General features: G+C 63.7%; 9 protein-coding genes. 1 reads left to right on the top strand and 8 read right to left on the bottom strand.

Translation table 11 applies throughout. From position 1 onward, the window contains the following. A partial coding sequence (locus VN047_RS17470; protein ID WP_325544902.1) for a tetratricopeptide repeat protein occupies positions 1-1222 on the bottom strand: 1222 nt, incomplete at its 3' end. Positions 1223-1386: 164 nt separating this feature from the next. Beyond that, complete coding sequence (locus VN047_RS17475) at positions 1387-1683, bottom strand: Hpt domain-containing protein (protein ID WP_325544903.1); 297 nt, start codon at positions 1681-1683, stop codon at positions 1387-1389. 215 nt (positions 1684-1898) lie between these two features. Between VN047_RS17475 and VN047_RS17480 the strand changes: the two genes are divergently transcribed. Then, positions 1899-4112 carry a hypothetical protein gene (locus VN047_RS17480; RefSeq protein ID WP_325544905.1) on the top strand — a complete coding sequence of 738 codons (2214 nt, stop codon included), beginning with the start codon at positions 1899-1901 and terminating at the stop codon, positions 4110-4112. 32 nt (positions 4113-4144) lie between these two features. Here the strand turns inward: VN047_RS17480 and VN047_RS17485 are convergent, their stop codons facing one another. Genes VN047_RS17485 through VN047_RS17510 form a run of 6 tightly spaced genes read right to left on the bottom strand, consistent with a single transcriptional unit; the run spans position 4145 to position 10549 of the window. Then, on the bottom strand, positions 4145-4405 hold the full coding sequence (locus VN047_RS17485; RefSeq protein WP_325544907.1) for a DUF1467 family protein: 261 nt from the start codon (positions 4403-4405) through the stop codon (positions 4145-4147). Positions 4406-4423: 18 nt separating this feature from the next. Beyond that, the gene (locus VN047_RS17490) at positions 4424-6058 is read right to left on the bottom strand and encodes a ribonuclease J (RefSeq protein ID WP_325544909.1); all 1635 of its coding nucleotides are present in this window, start codon (positions 6056-6058) and stop codon (positions 4424-4426) included. Further along, positions 6055-6840 carry a type III pantothenate kinase gene (locus VN047_RS17495; RefSeq protein ID WP_325544910.1) on the bottom strand — a complete coding sequence of 262 codons (786 nt, stop codon included), beginning with the start codon at positions 6838-6840 and terminating at the stop codon, positions 6055-6057. The genes VN047_RS17490 and VN047_RS17495 overlap by 4 nt, the downstream gene beginning before the upstream one ends. Beyond that, complete coding sequence (locus VN047_RS17500; protein ID WP_325544912.1) at positions 6841-7644, bottom strand: biotin--[acetyl-CoA-carboxylase] ligase; 804 nt, start codon at positions 7642-7644, stop codon at positions 6841-6843. Then, positions 7566-8999: an NADH-quinone oxidoreductase subunit NuoN gene (nuoN, locus tag VN047_RS17505; protein ID WP_325544914.1), complete on the bottom strand. Its 1434-nt coding sequence runs from the start codon at positions 8997-8999 to the stop codon at positions 7566-7568. Before nuoN ends, VN047_RS17500 begins: the two co-directional genes overlap by 79 nt. Then, positions 8996-10549, bottom strand: coding sequence for an NADH-quinone oxidoreductase subunit M (locus VN047_RS17510; protein WP_325544916.1), 1554 nt, complete (start codon positions 10547-10549; stop codon positions 8996-8998). Before VN047_RS17510 ends, nuoN begins: the two co-directional genes overlap by 4 nt. Positions 10550-10652: the final 103 nt, after the last annotated feature.

Consider the following 10652-nt stretch of genomic DNA (forward strand, 5'->3'; position numbering starts at 1 on the left):
GGCGCTGCCGATTGCCTTGCACCTTTGCAAAGCTGGCTGCGGCGGCATCGCCCTGTCCCGCAAGCGCCTGCGCGACGCCGAGGCGATACTGGACCAGATTGTCGCCCGGTGCGCCCTTCAGCGCAGCCTCGTACAGCGGAATCGCCTTTGCCGCCTGGCCGGCGCCGACGAGGGCGTCGGCGGTCGCGCGCGCAGCCTTGGGGTTGCTGAGCGTCGCGGGTTTGCCCGCGTCGGCCGCCACCGCCGCGGCATCCGATGCGGCTCGCGGCTTTTGCGATTCAAGAATCCCGCCGAAATGGCTATCCGACTGGGGAATCGCGCCATTCGCCCGTCCCTGCTCGACAACTGCGACGACTTCGCTCGGATAGCCCGCCTCGGTCGCGAGCGCCGCATATTCGAGATATTCCGGGCGCTGGGTCATTGCATTGGTCGCGCGCATCAAGCGCAGAACGTCGAGATTCAGATCCTTGTCGCCGGCAGCCTGCTGCAGAAGGATATAGAGCGTGTTGCGCCATGTCGCGGGGGTCGGATAATCCTGAACCCGCATCGTCAGCACGTCGAGCATCTCGTTGGTGCGGTTGGCTTTCTGGAAAGCCTGCGCCGGACGAACGTACAATTCTTCCGATGGCTTGCTACCTGCCGCGCGCGCGGCATCGATCCCCGCCTTGGCAATTTCCCAGCCCTTGTCGACCTGCCCGGCGTTCAGATAGCTGTCCATCAGCATCGGAGCGAGGGCCGATTCGGTCGAACCGGCTGCCTTCGCTGCCTCGAGCCGCTGGATCGCCTTCGGATAGTCTTTCGCGCTATACGCAAAGTTGCCCGAATAGAAATTATAGACGCCGATGCTTTCGGCAGGAGTCTTTCCCGTTTCCAGCATCGCATCGAGACCCTGCCCCTGCAGCGCCTGATCCTTGTTCATGATGCCGAGCTGAAGCTGGTAGAAGCCCGCGAGATATTTGTCATCGGGGGTGGTTGCCGACGACTGCCCCTCGGCCAGTGCCGCCTGCAGTGCCGCGGCATCCTTGGCTTTCGACGCGTCTTCCATCTTCTTGGCGGCGGGCATGAAGCCCTTGCTCACCGAAATCCCGCCACCCTTTGCGGATTCTTCCTTTTTCGGCTTTTCCTTCTTTTGGGCAGCAGCCGGGGCCGCGGTCGTCATCAGCGCGCAGCCCAGCACGGCGGCGATCGCCGTTGCGGGCATCGAGCGGAAACGGTTGAACATCGAAATCTCTCCTCTGAATTCGGTCGCCTGGCCTGCACGAAGAAGGCGCGGCCGCGCGTGCTTAACGCGGCTAAACCCGTCGCGTTGCCATGGCAAGACAGTCGGCATCGTTATTTCTATGAAAACGGGCGGCTGAACGCGAATTGAACCAGCCGCAAAGGCGGTCAGGCGATATCGTCGATCGCCTGATTGATCCGGCGCAGAACGGCGGGGTCGCCGGGCGCGCCCGCTATGGCCTCGTCGGCCAGCTGGATCAGCGGGATGATGCCGAATGTCGCGGCTAGCCCCTTCAGGCGAAGCGCCGCCATCTCCCAATTGGCGTCGCAACGGGCCCGCCGCATCAGGTCGGAAAGGTCGCGCGCACTCCCCGTGAACGCGCCGCGCAGATCGAGCGCCATCGCCGGATCGTCGCCGATTGCGGCGCTCAGATAACGGTCGAGAGGCCCACTATCGAAAGACATTCCACAGGATTGGCAGCTTGTGGTTAAGTTTCCGTTTCATGGCGGCCATTTGATGCTAAGATGACCGGATGACGGGGGAAAAGAAAATCGTCGGATTGTGGCGGGATTCCGCGGCAAACCAGGAAGCGGACAGCGCGGCGCCGGCGGACGTTGCTGCGCCCGGAACCGCGCCTGCGCCCCCAGCGGAGGCGCCCGCCGAACGGGATTGGCTGGATATGTCCTCGCTCACCGAAGATGGAGAGACCGGTGAGGAAACGCGCGCGCCGTCGCACTGGCGCGACCGCGCCGCGCCGATCCTGCTTGTGGCCCTTGCCATCGGCTGGACCGGGTTTGCGCTGCTGGTCGCCACCGGGAATTTCGCGCGCAGCCCGGCGCTCGCCGACTGGCCCGCACTGGTTGCAACGATCGCCATGCCGCTGACGCTGCTTGTCGTCCTGTGGATGGCGATGCTGCGATCGAGCCGGTCCGAACAGGCGCGTTTCGCTCGCGTCGCGGCCGCGCTTCGCGAGGAGAATCTGGCGCTGAACCAGTCGATGCATTCGCTCGGGCTGCATCTGGTAGACGCGCGAAAACAGCTTGGGGAGCAAGCTAAAATCGTCCAGCAGCTGGGTCTCGATACCGTGCTTCGGCTTGGCGAGAGCAGCGACAAACTCGCCAGCAACGCCTCGGTCATCGCCAACGCCCACGACCAGCTTGCCCGTTCGGGCGATGTCGCGATGCAGCGGATGGACGGATTGCTCGCCGGACTCCCCCGCATCGACGATGTCGCGCAGCGCCTTGCGGTCAATTTCCGCGAGGCGGGCCTTGTCGCGCATCAGCAGGGCGCGAACCTCGAAGCCAGGCTCGCCGCGCTCGGCGAGGAAGCCGCGAAGACCGTCCAGGCAGGCCAGGCATCAACCGCGAGCATGCTCGAAGCGATCGTCGCGCTGCAGGAACAGACGAAAGAAACGACCTCCGAACTACGCGCTGCTTCTGCCGAAATCACAGGCGTGAATGACGTCGCACTCGCACGAATGACAAGTGTTGCCGCTGCCACGCGCGACGAATTGGCATCGACCGTTACTGCGGTAACCAGCCAGATGGATGAAAGCTGGCGGCATTTCCGCGAGGGCGTCGATACCGCCGCCGCGCAGATGGATGCCAAACTGGCCGCAGCGCGCGACGCCGGGGATGCGATGGGCGCGCAGCTCTCTGCCCATGCCGATGCCAGCGACGCGCTGGCATCGCGGATCACCGCGCATGTCGCCAACGTAGCGCAGCAACTCGATGTGCTGGACGTAAGCGTCGATGCGAGCACCGGCGTAATCGGCCGCGCGATCGAGGACACCAAGGCGCAGCTTGGTACGTTCATGCAGGAAGTGCAAAGTGGCAATGGTGCGGCGCATCAGCTCATCACGCACGCCGAATCGCTTCTGCTTGCGCTTGATGCGGTCACCCGCGAACTCGATGAAACGCTGCCGCATGCGCTCGATCGCATAACGTCGCACGGCAAGACGACGCAGACCGCGCTGGCGCAGATCCGCCCGATGCTTGAGGCGTCCGAACTGGTCGCACAGTCGACGATGTCGCACGTCAACGCCGTACAGGCGACGCTCAAGTCGAACGAGAAGCGGATGGCGAGCCATACCGAAAGCCAGCAGGCGCTGGGCGACCGCATCAACGCCTCGCTCGCCGACGCCGAAGCCGCGCTCGCGAAGTTGCGCGACGGAGCCGATGAATTTGCCGAGCAGGGCGGCGCGCGAATGATCACAACGTTGGAAGAGGTTCGCGCAACTGCCGATTCCGCTGCAGCTGAAGCGCGTCTGACGCTCGAAAAACTGGTGTCGGGTGCCCGCGACGCAATGCAGGCGACCGCGAGCGAAGCGATCGACACCGCGTTCAAGAACGAGGTCATGGCCCAGCTGACCGCGATCGAGGAAGCTTCGGCGCGAGCCGTCGCGGCTGCAAACGGGGCGGCCGACCGGCTGATGCGCCAGTTGATTACGATCATGGACACCAGCGCCAGCGTCGAGCAGCGGGTCAGCGAGGCCGAGCAGGCTATTTCGGCATCTGACCGCGATTCGCTCGCAAAACAGGTCGGTCTCCTGACCGAGGCGCTGAAGTCGACCGCGATCGACGTCACCAAGATCCTGTCAACCGAAGTCAGCGATACCGCGTGGGATGCCTATCTGAAGGGCGATCGCGGCGTGTTCGCACGCCGTGCGGTCAAGCTGATCGAGAATAGCGAAGCAAAGGAAATCCTGCGCCTCTATCAGGCCGACGACGGTTTCCACGCGTCAGTGAACCAGTTCATCCACGATTTCGAAGCGATGTTGCGCCTGCTTATCGGCGCGCGCGATGGTTCGGCGATCAGCGTCACCCTGCTTTCTTCCGATATCGGCAAGCTCTATGTAGCGCTCGCGCAGGCGATCGACCGTCTGCGGGGCTAATCAAGGCTACGCCGGGAACATCCTGCCGATATTCAGGTCCGCCCGCTCAGCACGTCGGGATCGGCCCAGCCGTTTACATAGGCAACATAGTAGAGGACGAAGGCGATCGTCGCGGCGATCGTCATCTGCAACAGGATGCGTCCGGGACGGAAGGCCGCAGGCGCCCCGGGTTCCTGCCCTCGCACCAGCGGCGTCGCGTCGTCACTGGCGCGCCGACCGTGGAACGGTAGCACGAAAAAGGCGCTGAACGCCCAGAACAACAGATAGATAGCGAGCGCCGAAGTCCATTTCATTCACTTGGCTTCCATAAATCAGATATCGACGAGCATCACGTCGACGACGGGCTTCTTGCCCGTCCAGTCGGTTGCAACGCGCCGGACGCCAAGGCGGATCGTCTCGCGCAGCTTTTCCTCGTCACGCGCGGGACCGGTAGCAGCCTGTTCGGCGGCTTCGCGCATTTCATCGATAAACGCTTCGCGCTCGTCCTCGACCGGCACGCCGCGGTAGCTGATCGCGCTTTCGACGAAGCGCTTGCCGGAGAAGATCGCTGCGACCGTGATATGGCCGTGAAGCGACAGCTTGCGCCGTTCGTTGATCGTCTCGCCGTCCGCGGGCAGGATAACGTCGCCGTCGAGGATCAGTCGCCCCGCGCGCACGCGCTCGACGATCTTCGCAGGCCCCGGTGCAAGACGTACCAGATCGCCATTTTCCTGTACCAGTGCGCCCGAAACATTCTTCTCGAGCGCAAAGCGCGCCTGTTCATGCATATGCCGGATTTCGCCATGCACGGGCAGGACGAGCTTTGGCCGCAGCCAGCCATAAAGCGCTGCGAGCTCGGGCTGGCCGGGGTGGCCGCTGACGTGGATATGCGCCTGTTTCTCGGTGACGGTCAGCACGTCCTTCGCGGCGAGCTGGTTCATGATCCGACCGATCGCGACCTCGTTGCCGGGGATTTGCTTCGACGAGAAGACGACGGTGTCGCCCGCCTCGAGCTTGATCTGGTGCATGTCGGCCGCCATGCGCGCGAGTGCGGCGCGCGGTTCACCCTGCCCACCCGTCGCGATCACCATCACCTTGTCGCGCGGCAGACGCATCGCTTCGTCGAAATCGACCGTGGACGGGAAGTCCTTGAGATAGCCGACCGAACGCGCGACGCCGAGGATGCGGTCGAGCGAGCGCCCGGCGACGCAAAGCGTGCGCCCCGTAGCCTTGGCAACCGCGCCCAATGTGGCAAGCCGCGCGGCGTTGGAGGCAAAAGTGGTGACGACCACCCTGCCTTTCGCCGCGCCAACCGCCCGCTCCAGTCCCTCGCGCAGTCCGCCTTCGCTGCCCGAGGCCTCTGGATTGAATGCATTGGTCGAATCGCAAACGAGAACATCGATGCCCTCATCGCCGACTGCGGTCAGCGCCGCTGCGGTCGCCGGCGCGCCGAGGATCGGCTCCTCGTCGAGCTTCCAGTCGCCGGTGTGGAACACACGCCCATAGGGCGTGTCGATCACCACCGCGCTCATTTCGAGGATCGAGTGGGCGAGCGGGATCAGGCGGATGCCGAAAGGGCCGAGCTGGAAATTATCGTCGATATCGACGACCTTCAGATCGACGTCCTTCTCCAACCCTTCTTCAGCCAGCTTGTGTGCGATCAAGCCCGCTGTGAAGCGGTTGGCATATAGCGGCACACCCAGGTCGGCGGCAAGATAAGGCAGCGCGCCAATGTGATCCTCGTGCCCGTGCGTCAACACGATGCCGAGCAGGTCCTTCTTGCGATCCTCGATGAATTCGAGGTCGGGCATCACGATGTCGATGCCCGGATAGTCATGGCTGCCAAAGGTCACGCCAAGATCGAGCATGATCCACTTGCCGTCGCAGCCATAGAGGTTGGCGTTCATGCCGATCTCGCCCGATCCCCCCAATGCGAGGAAAAGCAGCTCCTTGCCGGGAGTCGTCATATCGTTGGCTTCCGTTGATGAAAAAGATACATCAGCCCGTTGAGCGTCAGATCGGGCTCGATCCGGTCGAACAGGTGCGCCTGTTCCTGAAAAAGCGTCGCGAGTCCGCCCGTTGCGATGACGGTGAGCGGTTTGCCGATTTCGGCTTTCATGCGCGCGATCAGCCCCTCCATCATGGATACATAGCCCCAATAGACGCCGATCAGCATCTGGCTTTCGGTAGTCCGCCCGATAACGCTGCCCGTTGCCGGGGCTTCGATCGCGATACGCGGCAATTTGGCGGCGGCGGCGACCAGTGCTTCGAGCGACAGGTTGACGCCCGGCGCGATAATGCCGCCGAGATAGGCGCCATCGGGCCCGATATGGTCGAGCGTCGTCGCGGTGCCGAAGCTGATGACGAGCTTGTCTCTGCCGGGTTCGACCGCTTGCGCCGAAATTGCATTGCACGCACGATCTGCGCCGACCGACTGCGGCTCGTCGACCTTGAGCGCGATCCCCCAAGCCACCGGCTCGCGCCCCGCGACGAGCGCGTCGACGCCGAAATATTTGACCGCGAGCAGCTGCAGATTGTGGAGCGCGCGCGGTACCACGGTCGAGATGATCACGGCTTCGACGCCGTCACGGTCGTGTCCCTCGATGCGCATCAGCTGGTCGAGCCACACCATATATTCGTCGGCGGTGCGCCGGTCGTCGGTCGCGATCCGCCAGCGCGCGAGCAGTTCCTGTTCGCGAAACAGAGCGAATTTGGCGTTGGTGTTGCCGACGTCGATCGCGAGCAGCATCTAATTCCCCTCCGCAACAGGCCGGCGCAGTTCGATGTCGCCTGCGTGGATCAGCATGGTCTCGCCGCCGTCGCGACGCAAGCGCAGCGCGCCATCGGGCGCGAGGCCATCAAAGAAGCCGTCGATGCCCTGCTCGGAGACGTGCAGCGGCGTTCCCACCGGATGCCCGAGCGGCAACCAGTTGCGAACGATGCTCTCGACACCCTCTTGCCGCCAGGTCCACAGCGCATCGACCATCGCGACCGCAAGCACGTCAGCAAAGCGGTCGCGGTCGACGCGCGCACCCTTGTCGGCGAAACAGGCGGTCGGGCGGTCAGGCAGTTCGGGTGCCGACACGAGGTTGACGCCCATACCGATGACCACCGCATCGCCGGTGCGTTCGAGCAGGATGCCCGAGCATTTGGCACCATCTACGAGAACGTCGTTCGGCCATTTCAGCCGGAAATCGACCATCGGGGCGAGCGTTGTGACGGTCCGGGCGAGCGCGACGCCGGCAACGAGCGCCAGCGTCGCGGCAACAGGGTCGCTCGCGTGCAGATGGACCACGGTCGAGCCCATGAAATTGCCCTGCCCGTCGCCCCACGCGCGGCCAAGGCGGCCGCGCCCGGCGGTCTGGCGGTCGGCGACCAGCCAATGGCCTTCGCCGACATGCTCGCCGCCTGCCAGCCGCGCCAGCAGGTCGGCGTTGGTCGAACCTGTCTGCGCGATCCGCTCGATCGGCGGTATCAGAACAGCACCGCGGCGGCGCTGGCCGAAAGGACCGCCAGCACGGGAATGAAGAGATAGCCGATGACCGAGAGCCACAGCGCGCTCGCAGTGATCACCGCATCCTCGACGATCGCACCGCCACCCTTCGGGAATTCGGTGTCCGACTTGTCGTCGAAGTACATCGTCTTGATGATCGCGATATAATAGAATGCGCCGATCACCGATGCGACGATGCCCGCAACCGCCAGCGGCACGAGATTCGCGTTCACCGCGGCCTCGAACACCAGATACTTCGGCCAGAAGCCGAACAGCGGCGGAATGCCGGCGAGGCTGAACAGGAACACCGCCATCGCTGCCGCAAGGCCGGGGCGGCGCTGCGACAGACCCGCGAGCGCCGGAATGCTCTCGACCTGGTTGCCGTTGGCATCGCGCAACTGGATCACGACGAGGAAGGCACCGAGCGTGGTCAGCATATAGACAAGCAGATAGGTCAACACGCCTTCGACGCCCTGCTGCGTTCCGGCGGCAAGGCCGACGAGCATGAAGCCGACATTGTTGATCGACGAATAGGCGAGCAGGCGCTTGATATTCTTCTGCCCGATCGCGCCGACCGCGCCGAGGATGATCGAGGCGAGCGACAGGAAGATGACGATCTGCTGCCAAGCGCCGACCGCAGGGCCCATCGCGTCGATGACCACGCGCGTCAGCAACGCCATCGCCGCGACCTTGGGTGCCGTCGCAAAGAAGGTCGTCACCGGGGTCGGTGCGCCTTCATAGACGTCGGGGGTCCACATGTGGAACGGCACGGCGCTGATCTTGAAACCCAGGCCCGCGAGCACGAACACGATGCCGAAGATCAGCCCGATGTTGAGCTCGCCGCCGAGCACCTTCGCGATACCCGCGAAATCGGTCGTGCCGGTGAAGCCGTAGAGCAGCGAGATGCCGTAGAGCAGCATGCCCGACGCGAGCGCGCCAAGGACGAAATATTTGAGGCCGGCTTCGCTCGACCGCTCGTCGGTGCGCATGAAGCTCGCGAGCACATAGGCCGCAAGGCTGTTGAGCTCGAGCCCGACATAAAGCGTCATCAAGTCACGCGACGAGGCCATGATGCCCATGCCGAGCGCGGCAAACAGGATCAGCGTCGGATATTCGGCGCGCATCCCGCCGTTGAAGAAACGCGGCGCGATGACGATGCAGACGAAGCTCGCGGCATAGATCAGCAGCTTGGCGAAGCCACCGAAGCTGTCGACCGAAAGCGTTCCCGAGAAGACCGTCGTTTCGATGCCGAACAGTGCGACGACCGCGGCTGCAGCAGCGGCGAGCGTCAGCAGCGAGCTGAGCTGATAAAGGCCGACTTGCCGGTCACCGGCAAAGGTACCGAGCATCAGCGTAATCAGCCCGCCGATCGTCAGGATCAGCTCGGGCCAGACGAGCGCGAGATCGGCGGTCATTGGACGCCTCCTGCATGGCTCGATCCGTGGGCGGTTTCACCATGCGGTTTCGCAGTCTTCGGCTTGCCGGCGGCAAGATGCGCGTCGCCCGCAGGCTTGGCCGGAGCGAGGCGCGCGACGACGGTGGTCACGTCACCGCGCATCGGCGCGAGGAAGCTTTCGGGATAGACGCCCATCCACAGCGCCACGGCAGCCAGCGGCACCATGATCGTCCATTCGCGTGCGTTGAGGTCAGGCATCGCCTTCACATCGTCCTTGGTCAGTTCGCCGAACACGACGCGGCGGTAGAGATAGAGCATGTACGCGGCGCCGAGGATGATCCCGGTGGTGCACACGAAGGCGACCCAGCTCGAGGCTTCATAGATGCCCGCGAGGCTCAGGAATTCGCCGACGAAGCCGCTGGTGCCCGGCAGGCCGATCGATGCCATGGTGAACAGCATGAAGAACAGCGCATAGGCGGGCATGTTCACCGCAAGGCCGCCGTAACGGTCGATCTCGCGCGTGTGGAGCCGGTCGTAGATCACGCCGACGCAGAAGAACAGCGCGGCCGAGACGACACCGTGGCTGAGCATGATGATCAGCGCGCCTTCGATACCCTGCTGGTTGAAAGCAAAGAGGCCGGCGGTGACGATCGCCATGTGCGCGACCGACGAATAGGCGATCAGCTTCTTCATGTCGCTCTGCACCAGCGCGACGAGGCTGGTGTACACCACCGCGATCATCGACAAGCCAAAGACAATCCACATCAGCTGCGCCGAGGCGTCGGGGAACATCGGCATCATGAAGCGCAGGAAGCCATAGCTGCCCAGCTTCAACAGCACGCCCGCAAGGATCATCGACCCCGCCGTCGGCGCCTGCACGTGCGCGTCGGGAAGCCAGGTGTGAACGGGCCACATCGGCATCTTGACCGCGAGGCTGGCGAAGAAGGCGAGCCACAGCCACGTCTGCATTTCCGGCGGGAAATTATAGTTCAGCAGCGTCGGGATGTCGGTCGTTCCTGCCTCTGCAATCATCGCGATCATCGCGATCAGCATCAGCACCGATCCGAGCAGCGTGTAGAGGAAGAATTTGAACGCCGCATATTTGCGGTTCGCACCGCCCCAAATACCGATGATGAAATACATCGGGATCAGGCCGGCTTCGAAGAAGATGTAAAAGAGCAGCAGATCCTGCGCCATGAAGACGCCGATCATGACGACTTCCATGATCAGGAACATCGCCATGTAGAGCCCGACGCGCTGTTTGATCGCGTCCCAGCTCGCCAAGATGCAGAGCGGCATCAGGAAGACGCTGAGCATGATCAGCATCAGCGCCATGCCGTCGATGCCGAGCGCCCACTGGAAGCGGCCGAACAGGTCGGCGCGTTCTGTGAACTGCCACTGCGCGCCGCCGATGTCGAAGTTCGCCCACAGGATGCAGCCGAGGACGAAGGTCGCGAGCGTTGCGCCCAGCGCGACGAAACGCGACATCTTGTCGCCGACGAACAGGCAGGCGATGGCGCCAACCAGCGGAACCGCCAGCATCAGCGAAAGGATCGGAAAGCCGCTCACAGGAAATTCACCATGGCCCAGCTGGCGAGGCCGACAAGACCGAGCAGCATCACAAACGCATATCCATAAACATAACCCGATTGCAGCCGGACCGCGAGACGGG

Source organism: Sphingopyxis sp. (assembly GCF_035565275.1).
Lineage (GTDB): Bacteria > Pseudomonadota > Alphaproteobacteria > Sphingomonadales > Sphingomonadaceae > Sphingopyxis.

Bases quoted from the DNA above. Each gene is read 5' to 3' on its own strand.
- VN047_RS17490 (WP_325544909.1), bottom strand. From the start codon at position 6,058: ATGACGACTCCCGGCAAGGAGCTGCTTTTCCTCGCATTGGGGGGATCG.
- VN047_RS17480 (WP_325544905.1), top strand. From the start codon at position 1,899: ATGTCCTCGCTCACCGAAGATGGAGAGACCGGTGAGGAAACGCGCGCG.
- VN047_RS17485 (WP_325544907.1), bottom strand. From the start codon at position 4,405: ATGAAATGGACTTCGGCGCTCGCTATCTATCTGTTGTTCTGGGCGTTC.
- VN047_RS17475 (WP_325544903.1), bottom strand. From the start codon at position 1,683: ATGTCTTTCGATAGTGGGCCTCTCGACCGTTATCTGAGCGCCGCAATC.
- nuoN (WP_325544914.1), bottom strand. From the start codon at position 8,999: ATGACCGCCGATCTCGCGCTCGTCTGGCCCGAGCTGATCCTGACGATC.
- VN047_RS17495 (WP_325544910.1), bottom strand. From the start codon at position 6,840: ATGCTGCTCGCGATCGACGTCGGCAACACCAACGCCAAATTCGCTCTG.